The organism is Herbaspirillum sp. SJZ107, assembly GCF_006715485.1.
In the GTDB taxonomy this organism is placed as follows: domain Bacteria; phylum Pseudomonadota; class Gammaproteobacteria; order Burkholderiales; family Burkholderiaceae_D; genus Telluria.
Genome location: NZ_VFNH01000001.1, coordinates 1,855,804 through 1,868,153 on the forward strand (window position 1 = coordinate 1,855,804; position 12,350 = coordinate 1,868,153).

Below are 12,350 nucleotides of genomic sequence, written 5' to 3' on the forward strand. Positions count from 1 at the left end.
CAAGCATTTTGTCGTTCAGGGCTGCAGCCGGTAGCCGACCGCGGTCTCGGTCAGCAGGTGGCGCGGCTGGGCCGGATCCGCTTCGAGTTTCTGGCGCAAATGCCCCATGTAGATGCGCACGTAATGGCTGTTGTCGGCATGCGACGGTCCCCAGACTTCGCGCAGCAGCTGCGGCGCCGTGACCACCCGGCCGAGGTTGGCCAGCAGCACCGTCAGCAGCTTGTACTCGGTCGGTGTCAGGTGCACCGGCTGGCCGTCGCGCGCCACCAGGCGCCTGTGCAAGTCGACTTCGATGGGGCCGACACGCACGCTCGACGGCGCCTCGGCGATGCCCTTGTGCTGGCGCCGCAGCGCCGCGCGCACCCGCGCCAGCAGCTCGCCGACGCCGAAGGGCTTGGTCAGATAGTCGTCGGCGCCGGCGTCCAGCGCCGTAATTTTGCCGGCTTCGTCGACGCGCGCCGACAGCACGATGATCGGCACCGGGCTCCAGGCCCGCACCGCGCGGATCAGCGCCAGGCCGTCGCCGTCGGGCAGGCCGAGGTCGAGCACGATCAGGTCCGGGCTGCGGGTGCCGGCCTCGATCACGCCGCGCTGCACGGTCTCGGCCACGTGTACCTGCCAGCCCTCGCCTTCCAGCGCCATGCGCACGAAGCGGCGGATCTGCGGTTCGTCCTCGACGATCAAGGCCACCGGCGGCGCCGCGGCCGGGGTACCGGTAGCGCTCACGTGCTCTCCCGCGCGCGCAGCGTGAACCCGAGGTCGATGCGGCGCTGCGCCGGCGTGCGCCCGCCGATCACGTCCAGCAGCAGCGAGGCGGCTTCGTAGCCGATGCGGTAGCGCGGCGTATCGACCGTGGTCAGCGAGGGCATCATCCATTCCGAAGCCGGCAGGTCGTTGAAGCCGGCGATCGCCACGTCCTGCGGCACCCGCACGCCATGGCGCTGGCAATGGTAGATGGCGCCGTGGGCCAGGTCGTCGTTGCAGCAGAACACCGCATCGCAGCCGAGCGCCAGGGTGCGCTGCATCAGCCGCGCGCCGAGCGCGATGGTCGACGGCTCTGCGGTCATTACTTCCAGCGCCGGATCGGCCAGCCCGGCCGCCCGCATCGCCTGGCGGTAGCCATCGGCGCGGCGCAGCGTCCGTTCGTCGAGCTGGGCGCCGATGAAGCCGATGCGGCGGTAGCCCCTGTCGATCAGGTGGCGCGTCATGGTGCTGCCGGCGTCGAGCTGGGAAAAGCCGACCGACAAGTCTTCCTCGCCTTCGGCCAGGTCCATCATCGACACGATCGGAATCTGCAGGCTGCCCAGCACGCGCTGCACGTGGGGGCTGTGCGACACGCCGGACAGCAGCACGCCGTCCGGATTCGACTGCAGGTAGATATTCAGCAGCTTTTCTTCTTCGGCGTCGGAATAACGCGTGTTGCCGATCAGGAGCTGGTACTGGCTGGCCCCGACCGCGTCATGGATGCCGTCCAGCACCGCCGTGAACACCGCGTTCGACAGCGAGGGCACCAGCACCACGATCACGCGCGAATGGGCCGACGCCAGGGCGCGCGCGGCGCGGTTCGGCACGTAGCCGAGTTCGACCACCGCCTGCTCGACCTTGGCGCGGGTGGTTTCCGATACCAGCCGCGGCTGGCTCAAGGCGCGCGACGCCGTCATGGTGGACACGCCCGCCAGCGTGGCCACTTCTTCCAGCGTGGCGCGCCCGGTCCCCCTCACCTTCCCTGCTCCGGTTCTGTTCATTCTTCTTGTCTTGGATCCTGGCAGCAAGCACCGCCGACCCTTGATTCGGCCACGGATTGGACAACTTGTCAACTCCTGTACGGCACGTCCTACGTCGCCACGCCCTCTATTCCGATTGCCGCGGGCACCCGGCGGTCTAAGATAAAGCCTATCGGATATACATAAGGAGCACCATATGCCAAGCAACCAGGAATACAAAGGCAAGGGCATCAAAGGGCGTAATTATGATGAACTCAGCGGCGTCGGCACCAGCAGTGCCGGCAAGACCGGCACCACTGGCAATCTGAACGATGGTGGCCGCGACGGCGGCGTCGGCAGCCCCGACCTGGCCGATTCCGGCAACTTGCAGCAGGCCAAGGGCCAGCCGGGCGGTACCCCGGCCCAGGGCGATTCGACCCGCAGCCAGGGCAACCGCCAAGGCGCGCAGGGCTCGCCCGACGACGCTGCGTAACAGAGGTAGTATGTAATAGAGGCAGCAGACACGTCATCTCGACACGTCACCCCGGCGCCGAGTCCTCCACGGCGCCACCCGCCGCCCCGGCACCCCCGCCGGGCGGCGGCCCCCTGTGCGCTATCCGGCAGCGCCGGCCGGGCGGTCCTCGAATCACGCTGGAGTGTCGCTTATTTACCGCACCTTGTTAAACGTTGCTGTCGGGAATGATAAAATCTGCGATGGGTAGATTGCCCCGTACTGGAACCCCATGAGCAGACAGCCCGCCTCCTTCGACAGCCTCCCCCTCGCCCACGATGCCAGCCTCCCGGGCGTTTCCGAAGCCGTGGACCGTTCGCAGCAACGCATGAACGCCATGCTCGAGAGCATCGGCGATGCCTTCTTCGCGGTCGACCGCGACTGGCGCGTCATCTACGCCAACCGCAAGGCGGCCGCCTTCGCCGGCATCGAACTCGGCGACGGCATCGGCCGCAAGCTGCTGGACGTGGCGCCGATGCTCGAGGGCACCGCGCTGCTCGACTACTACCGCGGCGCCATGGCCAGCGGCCGCGCCGGGGTGCTGGAGACGCTGTGGGCGCCGACCGGCGCCTGGGTCGAGGTGCGCACCTACCCGACCGAGGACGGGCTGTCGGTCTATTTCCACGACATCACCGACCAGCGCTGCGCCGCCGACGCCCTGCGCCGCAGCGAGCAGCGCTTCCGCAGCCTGTTCGAACAGGCCGGCGACAGCATCCTGATCGCCGACCGCGACCTGCGCGTGGTGGCCGCCAACGCCAGCGCCTGCGCCACCTTCGGCTACAGTGCGGAGGAATTCGTCGGCAGCAGCGTGCACCTGGTCGACAGCGGCTTCCCCTACGACCTGGCGCTGCTGGAGAGCCTGCGCGCCGGCCAGACCCACCTGCTGCGCATCACCAAACGCCGCCGCGACGGCAGCACCTTCCCGGCCGAAGTGCGGGTATCGCGCTTCGAGGACGGCGGCCAGGAATTCTTCCAGGCGATCATCCGCGACCTCAGCGAGCGCGAAGAGGCCGAACGCCGCCTGCGCCACCTGGCCACCCACGACAGCCTGACCGGGCTGCCCAACCGCACCCTGCTGCACGAACGCCTGCAGGCCGCGCTCGACGCCTGCACCGGCGACGCCTCGGTCGCGGTGCTGTTCCTCGACCTCGACCGGTTCAAGGAAATCAACGATTCCTTCGGCCATGACCTGGGCGACGCGCTGCTGTGCGAAGTGGCACAGCGCCTGCGCCGCGAGCTCCGTCCGGACGCGACGCTGGCGCGCCTGGGCGGCGACGAATTCGTGGTGGTCGCCCCCTGCGCCGGCGGCGCCGCCGAGGCCGAGGGCATCGCCGCGCGCCTGCTGGCGCTGCTGGGCGCGCCGGTGCCGGTCGGCACCCAGGACGTGATCATCGGCGCCTCGATCGGCATCAGCCTGTACCCGCAGGACGCCGCCACCCGCGAAGTGCTGTTCCAGACGGCCGACACCGCGATGTACCGCGCCAAGGCGGCCGGGCGCAACCGCTACCGCTTCTTCGAAGCCGCCATGACGGCGCGCGCGCAGGCGCGCATGGCGCTCGAGACCTCGCTGCGGCCGGCGCTGGCGCGCGGCGAATTCGCGCTGGCCTTCCAGCCGCGCATCGACCTGCGCAGCATGGCCATGGTCGGGATGGAAGCGCTGATCCGCTGGAACCATCCGCAGCTGGGCCGGGTCGCGCCGGGCGAGTTCATCGCCATCGCCGAGGAAACCGGCCTGATCAACGAGATCGGACACTGGGTGCTGCACCAGGCCTGCCGCGCGACGCAGGCGCTGGTGGCCAGTCACGGCAAGCCGGTGCGGGTCTCGGTCAATGTCTCGGCGCGCCAGCTGGCCCAGGCCGGCTTTGTCGGCGACGTGCGCGGCGCGCTCGAAGCGTCCGGACTGGCGCCCTGCCACCTGGAGCTGGAGCTGACCGAAAGCGCCCTGATCGAAGACATGGAACGCACTGCAGCCATGCTGGGCGAGCTGCAGGCGCTGGGGGTCAAGATCGCGGTCGACGACTTCGGCACCGGCTATTCCGGCCTGGCCTACCTGCGCCGTTTTCCGATCGACGTGCTCAAGCTCGACCGTTCCTTCGTGCTGCAGGACGACGGCCGCATCAGCGCTTTCGATTTCGTGAAGGCCTTCGTCGACATGGCGCATGCGCTGCGCATGTCGGTGGTGGCCGAAGGCGTCGAGACCGCCGAGGTGCTCGACTTCCTGCGCGCCGCCGACTGCGACGAGGCGCAGGGCTACCTGCTGGCGCGCCCGATGCCGCTCGAGGCGATCGGCGCGCTGCTGGGCGTGGACTGAGCGCTTCAGGCTGCGGCGATGGCGCGCCCGCCGGCGCCGCTGCCGGCCGCGGGTTCGGCCTCTGGCTCGGGCACCAGCAGGTGCAGCTGGTCGTCGAGCACCTCGAAGCGCAGCGGCAGCGCCATCCTGCAGACTTCGCCGTCGGTGGCGACCTTCAGGCGGCGCCGGCCGGACAGCAGCGGCCCGCGCACCGTCATGCTGCGGAAGGCAAAGGCATCGACGTCCTCGGCTTCACCGAGCCGTCCCATGGCGCCGCGCACCAGCAGGCCGAGCATGCGCAGCTTGCCCACCGCGCGCGGCGCGATCGCGGCCAGCCGTCCTTCGTCGAGCGCATGCTGCAGCGGCGGCATGCCGACCTGCTCCATCTGCAGCCGGTTGTTGCCGACGAACAGGGTCGGCGTGCGCAGGTGGCGCGGCTGGCCGTCGAGTTCCAGCGTGATGCGCAGGTTGCGGTGGCGCCCGAGTGCGGTCTTGAGCGCCGACAGCAGCGCCACCACGCGCGAACGGCCGTACTGGCGCTTGTCGTGCTCGCGCTCTTCGAGCAGTTTCGGGTACAGGCCGACGCTGGCGTTGACCAGGAAGATGCGCTCGTTGACCCGGCCGATCTGTACCGGGCGCACGCGCGCACGCAGCAGCGCATGCACGGCCTCGGCCAGGTCTTCGGGAATATTGTGGGTGCGGCCGAAATAATTGAAGGTACCCTGGGGCAGTACGCCGAACGGACAGCCGGCGCGCACCGCCTCGTGGGCTACCGTGTTGAGGGTGCCGTCGCCGCCGGCCGCGACCAGGATGCCGCCCTCGGCGCGCGCGCGCGCCGCCATCCGTTCGGCGGTGGCGCCGAGTTCGGACGCATCGTGCACCACCTCGAGGTGGCAGCGCCGGCCGGCGCCCTCCAGCACGTCGCGTATGGTCGAGCAGCGCAGATCGGTCTCGGCGTGTCCCGACCCGGCGTTCAGTACCACCAGGAAAGGCGCGTCCGGGCGCGGTTCGGTCATCTGCATGCTGGGTCTGCCTCCATGGTTGAATTGGTCGACGCCAGCATAGCAGTGTTTACGGCCACCCCGCGGTCCGCTTGGCGGCCGCGGGGCGGATCGCCGCGCGTGTCGTATATTTGTCGACGCGCCAAGGGCGGCAGCGGGGTTATACTCGCCCTCGTAATCATTACACAAACGAGACATACCCTACGGTCGGACCGAGCAAGCGCCCGGAGAGGCTACGCCACGGCGCATTCGCCGCCCTCTATCCATAGTCATCACAATGAGAATCAGCAAGGAAAAGGCCGCCGAAAACCGGATGGCATTGATCAAAGCTGCCAGCAAGCTTTTCCGCGAACGCGGCATCGACGGCGTCGGCGTCGCCGAAATCAGCAAGGAAGCCGGCCTGACGCACGGCGCGCTGTACGCCCACTTCAAATCGAAGGAAGAGCTGGCGCTCGAAGCGCTGGCCTACGGCCTGGAACAGGCCAACGCCCGCATGTACGCCTCCACCCGGGATGGCATGCCTGACCTGGGCGCCTATCTCGACCATTTCCTGGCCGTGGACGGCCGCGACGACTATGGAACCCGCTGCCCGATCGCGGCCTCGGCGAGCGAGATCGGACGCCAGGACAAGGCCATCAGCGCCCGTTTCGCCGAAGGCTACATGGTGCTGGCCCGCGCCTTCGAGCGCCAGATCGCGGCCAACCAGCCCGGCAGCGACGCGCTGGCGCGCGGCATGGTGGCGGTGGCGGCAATGGTCGGCGGCCTGGCCGTGGCGCGCGGTGCCGCCAAGGGCAATCCGGCCATGTCGGAGCAGCTCCTGAAGGCGACGCGGCAGATGCTCGACGAGCTGATGCTGGCAGCGCCCAAATAAGAACACGTCCTTCCAAAGGGAGGCGGCCGCCTCGCAGGGCGGCCGCCGCTTCATCCATGCCTGCCGTATGGCTTACTTGGTGACCGCGATCTCGGTGCGGTGACCGCCCTTGAAGGTGTACAGCGTGATCGCGCCGTCGCGGATGTCGCCGCGGTTGTCGAAGGCGATGTTGCCGGTGACTCCCTTGTATTGGGTTTTCGCCAGCAGCGGCAGGTACTTGGCCGGCTCGGCCGAGCCGGCCTTGTCCATCGCCGCCGCCAGCAGCAGGGTGGCGTCGTAGGAGTACGGCGCGATGATCTGGACGTCGATGCCGTAGCGCTTGCGGTAGTCGGCGCGGAACTTGTCGATCGCGGCCTTGCCCGCCGCTTCGACGCCGCCGGCTTCGGCGCACACCACCTGGCCGTCGGCCATGGTGCCGCCGGACAGCTTGTGCATCTCGTCCGAGCAGATGCCGTCGCCGCCCATCATGCGCGCGTTCAGGCCCAGCTGCTTCATCTGGCGCAGCATCGGACCGGCCACCGCGTTCATGCCGCCGAAGAACACCAGGTCCGGCTTGGCGGCGCGCACGCGGGTCAGGATCGCCGCGAAATCGGTTGCCTTGTCGTTGGTGAATTCCTTGGCAACCACATTCACGCCCTGCTGGCGCAGGCCGTTGCTGAACTCGTTGGCCAGGCCCTGGCCGTAGGCGGTGCGGTCGTCGATCACGGCGACGCGCTTGACGCCCATGGTCTTGGCGGCATAGCGGCCCAGCACATGGCCGAGCTGGATGTCGTTGGCGACTACGCGGAAGGCGGTGTTGAAGCCCTGCTGCGTATATTTCGGCGACGTGGTCGAGGCCGAGATCTGCGGGATGCCGGCATCGTGGTAGATCTTGGAGGCGGGAATCGTGGTGCCCGAGGTTTCGTGGCCGATCACCGCATTCACCTTCGCATCGGCCAGCTTCTGCGCCGCGGCCGTCGCCTGTTTCGGATCGCCGCCGTCATCCTCGCCGACCAGCACCCATTTCACTTTCTTCCCGCCGATGGTGGCGCCGCGCGCGTTCAGGGCTTCGACCGCCATGCGCACGCCGTTCTCGCTGTCCTTGCCGAAGTGGGCCACCGGGCCGGTCATGGCGGCCACGTGGCCGATCCGTACCGTTTCCTGGGCGTTTGCCAACCCTGCGGCGGACAGCGCCGCCATCAACAACACCTGCTTCTTCATTCCATCCTCATCTAATTAAGTGATTCTTTATGCCAAACCGATAGGGTACCGTGCTTGGCCGTAACTCACAAGTATTCCGGGACAACTGCCGGTTTCAGGCACAATGCAGGTTTTGCCTCTCGCTACGCACAGATGTCCGCAGACCACCCGCCGTCTCCCAGAGCGCTGCCCACGCTGAACGCCTTCACCCTGCTGCGCGGCCTGTTCCGCCGGCGCCGCCGCACGTCCGGGGCGCGCACCCCGCGCAGCGCCTTCGTACTGGACGCCATCGATCCGGCCCGGGTGCAGCGCTACCGCCAGGCGCTCGGCTTCCCTGCTTCGGCAGAACCAGCCGCGATCCCGCTGACCTTCTATTACCTGCTGGCGCAGCGCGCCCAGGTGGCGACCATGCTCGACCCGGCCTTTCCGTTCCGCCTTGCCGGCACCGTCCACGCCGAAAACGCCCTGCATCTGGGCGCGCCCCACCAGCCGGCGCTGCCGCTGGGGCTGAACACCACGGTGGCAATCCGCCCGCCCAACGAGAAAGGCGCCGTCTACGCCACCCTCGAGACCCTCGGCGAGCAGGACGGCCACACGGTGTTCACCTGCCGCAGCACCTACCTGGTGGTGCGCGGCGGACGCGGCGGCCATGGCCGGACGCGCCCGCCCGACACCTCGCTGCCGCCCGTCGCCGCCTGGCGCCTGGCGGCTGCCAGCGGACGCGCCTACGCCCGCCTGTCCGGCGACTGGAACCCGATCCACCTGTGGCGCTGGTCGGCCAACCTGATGGGCATGAAGCGCCCGATCATCCACGGCATGCACACGCTGGGGCGTGCCTGCGCCGAACTGGAGCGCGCCGGCGGCCGCCCGCTGGCCGCGCTGGACGCCCGCTTCAAGGCCCCGGCCGCCCTCGGCAGCGAACTGGCGCTCGGCGCCGACCTGGCCGGCGGCACCTTCGCGGTGCGCTGCGGGGAACGCACCGTGGCCGAAGGACGCTTCAGCCTCGGTGCCCCGGACGCCTGAACGGCGCCGCGGGCGGACGGTCCCGGGTTTGATGCAGGTCAACCGATGCACTCGGCATATTTGTCATGCTGATTACATCGGGGCCACGCGGTCCCGCATCGGAGCCTGCACATGAGCCAGCCGCTCGACAATCCACTGTATCGCCGCATCCTGCTACCGACCGATGGCAGCGAGGCATCGCAGCGCGCGATCCTGGCCGGCGTCGCTTTCGCCCGCGAAGTCGGCGCCGACGTGGTGGGCTTCACTGCCATGCCCGCATTCCACGTCCTGAGCACCGACCCCGACATGATCGGCGACACCGCCGAACAGTACGCCGACGCCAGCCGCGAGCGCGGACGGCGCCTGCTGGCCGACGTCGACAGCGCCGCGCGCGAGGCCGGCGTTCCCTGCACGCTGGAACAGGCGGTGTCGGACGAGCCGTGGCAAGCCATCATCGGCACCGCGCGCCACCTGGGCTGCGACCTGATCGTCATGGCTTCGCACGGCCGGCGCGGACTCGGTGGCCTGCTGCTGGGCAGCGAAACCCAGAAAGTGCTGGTGCACAGCGCCATCCCGGTGCTGGTGCACCGCTGAGGACTTGCCATGGTTAATCCGATCGCACATCCGGCTGGCGCGCCGCGATACAAGCGGATCCTGGTGCCGACCGACGGCTCCGACGTGTCGGCCGCGGCCGAGCATGCCGCCGTCGAGTTCGCACGGGCGCACGGCAGCGAGATCGTGGCGCTGTCGGTGGCGCAGACCTACCCTACCTATGCCGCGGCCGAAGCCGCGATGGCGGTCGATCCGAACCTCGACAGCGAAGCGCTGCGCGCCTGGGCCGAACGCAACGTGCGCCGCGTCAGTGCGGCCGCGGCCGGCGCCGGGGTCGCGTGCACGCCGCTGACCGTGTTCTCGCACTCGGCCAGCGACGCCATCCTCGACAGCGCGCGCGACCACGACTGCGACCTGATCTTCATGGGTTCGCACGGCCGCCGCGGGCTGTCGCGCCTGCTCGCCGGCAGCGAGACGCAAAAAGTGCTGGCCGGCGCCGAGGTCCCGGTGATGGTGCTGCGGCCCAGGCCGGGCAGCGCCTGAACCTCGCCGGAGGCTGCCGTGTTCCACCGCATCCTGGTTCCCACCGACGGCACCGAACGCTCGACCGTTGCGCTCGAAGCGGCGCTGCGCCTGGCCGCGCTCGGCGGGGGCACCCTGATCGGCGTCCACGCCAGCCCGCCGCCCTACGTGATGGCGCCCGAGCTCGGCCTGGCCGCGCCGATCCACGACGCCTGGCGCCAGGAGCGCGAACAGCTGGGGCAGGATGCGGTCGCCTATATCCGGCGCCGCGCCGGCGAGGCGGGCGTGCCCTGCGAAACCCTGCTGGTGACCGGCCTGCCGCCGAGCGAGGCGATCATCCGCAGCGCGCGCGAGCAGCTGTGCGACCTGATCGTGATGGCTTCGCGCGGCCGCGGCGGGCTGGCCGGGCGCCTGATCGGCAGCGAGACCTGGAAGGTGCTCAGCCATAGCGCGATACCGGTACTGGTGCTGCGCTAGGGCTGATGCGTGTATCTATGCGCGCGGGGTGCTGAGCGTGTCCAGCATCTGCAGCTCGAGCGGGCTGCGCAGCAGGTCCGGCAAGGCGGCGCCGAAGGCGCGCATGTAGGGCATCTGCAGGTGTTTGTCGAGCTCGCCGCGGTCGACCCAGTTCTCGTACATCACGAAAACCGATGGGTCTTCCTGCAGGCGGTGCAGGTCGTAGTCGATGCAGCCGGCTTCGGTGCGTGTCTGCGGCACCAGGCGCAGCAGATGTTCCTGCAAATCGGCTTCCTTGCCGGGTTTGGCGCGCATGGTGGCGATGACGGTGAGCTGGGACATGGCTTCCTTTCTTGGATCGAAAGTTGGCAGTATAGCCGCCCCCGCCATTCGCTTCAGCGCGCGCGCCGGCCGAGGCGGCGCAGGCGCACGCGCCAGCGCTCGACTTCTTCCTCGCTCAAGTCGTCGGTGCTGCCGACCACGGTGGCCCGGACCGGACCGATCCCGGCCGGTACGAAGATGCTGCGCCGCACCAGCTTGAGGCTGGGGGCACCGTGCAGCCAGCGGTAGACCGGCGCCGCTACCGGCGTGCTGACCACGACCCGCGCGGTACGGCCGCGAAGCGAGCCGTCGCCCGACAACCGCACGGCCGACGGGTTGGCCGCAAAGCCCGGGCGCAATACGTGTTCCAGGAAACCCTTCAGCATGGCAGGCATGTCCCCCAGCCACAGCGGGTACATCAGCACCAGGTGGTCGGCCTGGCGGATCGATTCCTGCACGGCTTCCAGCTGTGGCGGCAGGGTGCCATGGCGCCACTCGGCCGGACTGCTCAGCAAGGGAAAGGCCAGGCGGGCCGGCTCCACCAGCTCGACGCTGTGGCCGGCTTCGCCGGCGCCTTCGGCATAGGCTTCGGCCAGCGTGTGGCACAGGTGCGGACGGCGGCAATCGGGGTGGCCCTGCACGATCACGATGCGCAGGCCCATCAGCGCACCTCGCGCGGCCGCAGCATCAGCGCCAGCTGCGCCGAGCCGTCGGCCGCACGCAGGATCTGGAATCCGCAGCGGTGCGCCAGTGCCAGCATTGCCGGGCAGCCCGCCGGCACCGATCCGCAGGCCAGCGTGACCCGGCGCTGCAGGCACAGGTCGAGCACGCTGTGCAGCAGCAGCCGGCCGAGCCCGCGGCCTTGCAGCGCCGGCCGCACCGCCAGGGCGAATTCGGCGGCAACCTTGCCGCGATCGATGCTGATGCACAGTTCGCCGAGCAGCCAGTCCCTGCCACCGGCGGCCGATGCCTGCGCCAGCACCAGGCGCAGCTGCACCCCGCCGTCGGTTGCCGGCTGGGAGAATGCGCGCATGCGCCGCCCGCGCTCGCCCAGTGCCTGCACGAAGGCCGCGTGCGTCGCCGTATCGCCGGGCGCCAGCGGACGCAGCCGCAACGGCCCGAACACGCTGTCGAGGCGGCGGTCCGTCAGCGGCGCCGGGTCCGCGGAGGTCGCGACGGGCGCATCACCGCTCCCCTTGCCGACCGCGCGCAGCACGCCACCGCCGGCGGGGGCCGAGAGGCGGTCCGTCAGCAGGACCGGCATCGGGTCATTGAGCAGGTTTGACATGGAACCAAGCCTAGCCGTAGGGGTAAGCGTTACTTTGAGGAACATCAAAGCCGACGGTAACTCCGTTGGAATCGGCCCCATCCATGCGGGCGGTGCGCACGCTACGCCACTTTGCGGAACACCTTGAGATGTATCAAACTGAGACTCCGGCCGGCGCCGACACTGCAAGCGCCGGCCCGTGACGGAGGAAAGCCGCATGAAAGCCCACGCCGCCAAGCCCACTCGTCCGCGCACCCTGGTCGCCGCGCTGCGGCATGCGCGCAAGGCCTTGTGCTGCCGTGTGCGCGCATTGATGGCCGCCCCGGACGCCGAACTGGTGCATGCCTTCGCGCCGCTGGTGGCAGAGGTCGAGGCCGGCTTCCGGCACGAGGAACTGATCAGGGGCACACTCGGTTATGAACGCCTGCGCGAGCAGCGTGCGGAAAACGCGGTGGTGCTGAGCGCCCTGCACCGGGTAATGCCGCAGGTCGAGGCTGGCGACGCCGTGCTCGGGCGCACCGTGCTGGACGCCCTGCTCGATGTGCTCGACCTACACCGGCTGAGCACCGGGGTAGCGCTGGCCGTTGCCGTGCAGCCGCCACCGCTGCGGGTACGCGGCAGCGCGGCGCGCATCACGCAGCGGGTCGGGATGCGGGCGCGCCACCCGCGCTAGCG

Annotated in this window: 15 protein-coding genes; 8 read left to right on the plus strand and 7 right to left on the minus strand. The window is 69.6% G+C overall.

All coding sequences use genetic code 11. From position 1 onward, the window contains the following. Positions 1-15: 15 nt before the first annotated feature. The gene (gene kdpE, locus FBX97_RS08285; protein WP_255517352.1) at positions 16-726 is read right to left on the minus strand and encodes a two-component system response regulator KdpE; all 711 of its coding nucleotides are present in this window, start codon (positions 724-726) and stop codon (positions 16-18) included. Beyond that, the gene (locus FBX97_RS08290; RefSeq protein ID WP_141830222.1) at positions 723-1,745 is read right to left on the minus strand and encodes a LacI family DNA-binding transcriptional regulator; all 1,023 of its coding nucleotides are present in this window, start codon (positions 1,743-1,745) and stop codon (positions 723-725) included. Before FBX97_RS08290 ends, kdpE begins: the two co-directional genes overlap by 4 nt. A gap of 175 nt (positions 1,746-1,920) precedes the next feature. Between FBX97_RS08290 and FBX97_RS08295 the strand changes: the two genes are divergently transcribed. Continuing rightward, the gene (locus FBX97_RS08295; protein WP_141830223.1) at positions 1,921-2,196 is read left to right on the plus strand and encodes a hypothetical protein; all 276 of its coding nucleotides are present in this window, start codon (positions 1,921-1,923) and stop codon (positions 2,194-2,196) included. 250 nt (positions 2,197-2,446) lie between these two features. Continuing rightward, positions 2,447-4,525: a bifunctional diguanylate cyclase/phosphodiesterase gene (locus tag FBX97_RS08300; protein WP_141830225.1), complete on the plus strand. Its 2,079-nt coding sequence runs from the start codon at positions 2,447-2,449 to the stop codon at positions 4,523-4,525. A gap of 5 nt (positions 4,526-4,530) precedes the next feature. On the opposite strand, the gene FBX97_RS08305 is transcribed toward FBX97_RS08300, so the two are convergent. Then, positions 4,531-5,526 carry a diacylglycerol kinase family protein gene (locus FBX97_RS08305; RefSeq protein ID WP_141830227.1) on the minus strand — a complete coding sequence of 332 codons (996 nt, stop codon included), beginning with the start codon at positions 5,524-5,526 and terminating at the stop codon, positions 4,531-4,533. A gap of 292 nt (positions 5,527-5,818) precedes the next feature. On the opposite strand from FBX97_RS08305, the gene FBX97_RS08310 reads away from it, so the two are divergent. Continuing rightward, on the plus strand, positions 5,819-6,376 hold the full coding sequence (locus FBX97_RS08310; RefSeq protein WP_255517353.1) for a TetR/AcrR family transcriptional regulator: 558 nt from the start codon (positions 5,819-5,821) through the stop codon (positions 6,374-6,376). Between the two features lie 72 nt (positions 6,377-6,448). On the opposite strand, the gene FBX97_RS08315 is transcribed toward FBX97_RS08310, so the two are convergent. Then, positions 6,449-7,576: a branched-chain amino acid ABC transporter substrate-binding protein gene (locus tag FBX97_RS08315; protein ID WP_141830230.1), complete on the minus strand. Its 1,128-nt coding sequence runs from the start codon at positions 7,574-7,576 to the stop codon at positions 6,449-6,451. Positions 7,577-7,708: 132 nt separating this feature from the next. Between FBX97_RS08315 and FBX97_RS08320 the strand changes: the two genes are divergently transcribed. The 4 genes from FBX97_RS08320 (at position 7,709) to FBX97_RS08335 (ending at position 10,108) form a co-directional block, all read left to right on the plus strand. After that, a complete protein-coding gene (locus FBX97_RS08320; RefSeq protein WP_141830231.1) occupies positions 7,709-8,578 on the plus strand; it encodes a MaoC/PaaZ C-terminal domain-containing protein in 870 nt (289 codons plus the stop codon). Between the two features lie 111 nt (positions 8,579-8,689). Beyond that, the gene (locus FBX97_RS08325) at positions 8,690-9,151 is read left to right on the plus strand and encodes a universal stress protein (RefSeq protein WP_255517354.1); all 462 of its coding nucleotides are present in this window, start codon (positions 8,690-8,692) and stop codon (positions 9,149-9,151) included. Between the two features lie 9 nt (positions 9,152-9,160). After that, entirely contained in the window at positions 9,161-9,652 is a 492-nt protein-coding gene (locus FBX97_RS08330) for a universal stress protein (protein ID WP_141830233.1), read from the plus strand. A gap of 18 nt (positions 9,653-9,670) precedes the next feature. Beyond that, on the plus strand, positions 9,671-10,108 hold the full coding sequence (locus FBX97_RS08335) for a universal stress protein (protein WP_141830234.1): 438 nt from the start codon (positions 9,671-9,673) through the stop codon (positions 10,106-10,108). 15 nt (positions 10,109-10,123) lie between these two features. Here the strand turns inward: FBX97_RS08335 and FBX97_RS08340 are convergent, their stop codons facing one another. The 3 genes from FBX97_RS08340 to FBX97_RS08350 are packed head-to-tail and all read right to left on the minus strand — an operon-like array spanning position 10,124 to position 11,696. Beyond that, positions 10,124-10,429 carry a putative quinol monooxygenase gene (locus tag FBX97_RS08340; RefSeq protein ID WP_141830236.1) on the minus strand — a complete coding sequence of 102 codons (306 nt, stop codon included), beginning with the start codon at positions 10,427-10,429 and terminating at the stop codon, positions 10,124-10,126. 53 nt (positions 10,430-10,482) lie between these two features. Beyond that, on the minus strand, positions 10,483-11,070 hold the full coding sequence (locus FBX97_RS08345) for an NAD(P)H-dependent oxidoreductase (protein WP_141830238.1): 588 nt from the start codon (positions 11,068-11,070) through the stop codon (positions 10,483-10,485). Further along, positions 11,070-11,696: a GNAT family N-acetyltransferase gene (locus tag FBX97_RS08350; protein ID WP_185748507.1), complete on the minus strand. Its 627-nt coding sequence runs from the start codon at positions 11,694-11,696 to the stop codon at positions 11,070-11,072. The genes FBX97_RS08345 and FBX97_RS08350 overlap by 1 nt, the downstream gene beginning before the upstream one ends. A 196-nt stretch (positions 11,697-11,892) precedes the next feature. Here FBX97_RS08350 and FBX97_RS08355 point away from each other — a divergent pair, with 196 nt between their 5' ends. After that, the gene (locus FBX97_RS08355) at positions 11,893-12,348 is read left to right on the plus strand and encodes a hypothetical protein (RefSeq protein WP_141830242.1); all 456 of its coding nucleotides are present in this window, start codon (positions 11,893-11,895) and stop codon (positions 12,346-12,348) included. Positions 12,349-12,350: the final 2 nt, after the last annotated feature.

Excerpts from the sequence above, each read along its gene's own strand:
- FBX97_RS08290 (WP_141830222.1), bottom strand. The coding sequence starts at position 1,745 with ATGAACAGAACCGGAGCAGGGAAGGTGAGGGGGACCGGGCGCGCCACG.
- FBX97_RS08355 (WP_141830242.1), top strand. The coding sequence starts at position 11,893 with ATGAAAGCCCACGCCGCCAAGCCCACTCGTCCGCGCACCCTGGTCGCC.
- FBX97_RS08320 (WP_141830231.1), top strand. The coding sequence starts at position 7,709 with ATGTCCGCAGACCACCCGCCGTCTCCCAGAGCGCTGCCCACGCTGAAC.
- FBX97_RS08305 (WP_141830227.1), bottom strand. The coding sequence starts at position 5,526 with ATGCAGATGACCGAACCGCGCCCGGACGCGCCTTTCCTGGTGGTACTG.
- FBX97_RS08315 (WP_141830230.1), bottom strand. The coding sequence starts at position 7,576 with ATGAAGAAGCAGGTGTTGTTGATGGCGGCGCTGTCCGCCGCAGGGTTG.
- FBX97_RS08325 (WP_255517354.1), top strand. The coding sequence starts at position 8,690 with ATGAGCCAGCCGCTCGACAATCCACTGTATCGCCGCATCCTGCTACCG.
- FBX97_RS08350 (WP_185748507.1), bottom strand. The coding sequence starts at position 11,696 with ATGTCAAACCTGCTCAATGACCCGATGCCGGTCCTGCTGACGGACCGC.
- FBX97_RS08345 (WP_141830238.1), bottom strand. The coding sequence starts at position 11,070 with ATGGGCCTGCGCATCGTGATCGTGCAGGGCCACCCCGATTGCCGCCGT.
- FBX97_RS08300 (WP_141830225.1), top strand. The coding sequence starts at position 2,447 with ATGAGCAGACAGCCCGCCTCCTTCGACAGCCTCCCCCTCGCCCACGAT.
- FBX97_RS08310 (WP_255517353.1), top strand. The coding sequence starts at position 5,819 with ATGGCATTGATCAAAGCTGCCAGCAAGCTTTTCCGCGAACGCGGCATC.
- FBX97_RS08330 (WP_141830233.1), top strand. The coding sequence starts at position 9,161 with ATGGTTAATCCGATCGCACATCCGGCTGGCGCGCCGCGATACAAGCGG.
- FBX97_RS08295 (WP_141830223.1), top strand. The coding sequence starts at position 1,921 with ATGCCAAGCAACCAGGAATACAAAGGCAAGGGCATCAAAGGGCGTAAT.
- FBX97_RS08340 (WP_141830236.1), bottom strand. The coding sequence starts at position 10,429 with ATGTCCCAGCTCACCGTCATCGCCACCATGCGCGCCAAACCCGGCAAG.